General features: G+C 63.3%; 1 protein-coding gene. It reads right to left on the bottom strand.

The window, feature by feature from the left end:
- Positions 1 to 59 precede the first annotated feature (59 nt).
- A protein-coding gene (locus A9310_RS23280) for an IS3 family transposase (RefSeq protein WP_091344253.1) occupies positions 60 to 1204 on the bottom strand; the annotation gives its coding sequence in 2 pieces (ribosomal slippage) (positions 60 to 937 and positions 937 to 1204; 1146 coding nt in all).
- Between the last annotated feature and the right edge of the window lie 82 nt (positions 1205 to 1286).

Here is a 1286-nt window from a genome sequence, read left to right on the forward strand (position 1 = left end):
TGGCAGGTCCCCGATAGCCGGTCCAGGCAGTTCTAGAGCCAGTTTCTTCTAGCTGTCGGTCAGTCGATCTCGCAGCCCACAGGGTGGTGCTGGTGGGTGCATCGGGCAGCGTACTCGGCCGGGGTCTGGTAGCCCAGCGCCGAGTGGCGGTGCCGGTGGTTGTGGTCGTCTTTGAAATCGTCGATCACCACGCGAGCTTCGAGCAGGGTGGGCCAGCAGTTGCGGTTCAGGCACTCGTCGCGAAGCCGGTTGTTGAACGATTCGATGAACCCGTTGTTCCACGGCGTGCCGGGCGGAATATAGGAGATGCCTACCGACCCTGCACAGAACGCCTGGAGCGCCTCTGAGATGAACTCAGGGCCGTTGTCCATGCGTAGCACCATGGGTGGGCCACCCCAGATCGCGAAGGTCTTCTCCAATTCCTCGACCAACCGGTCGGCGGTGATCGAGCGATCCACGATGTTGAGCAACGACATCCGGGTGTGTTCATCGACCATTGATGCGATCTTGACCTTCTTGCCATCCACGGTCGAGTCAAACTGAAAGTCCAATGCCCACACCACCTTCGGCGCATCCGCCGCCACGATCGGCACTGACGATTGCCCGGCTCGTTTGCGCCGCGGCGCCCGGCGCACCTGCAGGCCCTCCTCCGTCCACAGCCGATGCACCTTCTTCTTGTTCACCTCGATACCGTCGTCGAACCGCAGGTGCGCCCACGCCCGCCGGAACCCGTGTCGCGGGTGCTTGCGGGCGTAGGTGCGTAGCTGTGCACGCATACCAGCGTCCGGGTCGGCCGGTGTCTGAGCCAACGGCAGACGCCGGTAGGTAGACCGTGAAAGCCCAACAACCCTGCACGCCATACGTTCTGACATGTTCTTCACGTCTTTGAGCATGTCGATCGCGGCGCGTTTGGCGGTCGGGCTCAGAATTTTCCCTTGGCGATCTCCCGCAGCGCGTCTTTCTCCAACTCGGCGTCGGCGAGCAGCCGCTTGAGCCGGCCGTTCTGCTCGCGTAGCTCCTTGAGTTCCTTGGCGGCATCAGCGTCCATACCGCCGTACTGGCGGCGCCAGTTGTACAAGGTGGCCGCCGACACCTCGAGGTCGGCGGCGATCTCCTCGCCGTTCTTGCCCTCGGCCGCCAGTTCATCGGCTCGGCGCAACTTGCGCACGATGTCCTCAGCCGAGTGACGCTTCCGTCCCGCCATGATCCCTATCGTCCCTTCTCCGCCCTCAACAGGGCAATCAGGACTCTAGAACCACCCGGACCGGTTCACGGGGGACACGCCA

Origin of the sequence: Gordonia sp. UCD-TK1, from assembly GCF_001691435.1 — a bacterium.
Lineage (GTDB): Bacteria > Actinomycetota > Actinomycetes > Mycobacteriales > Mycobacteriaceae > Gordonia > Gordonia hongkongensis.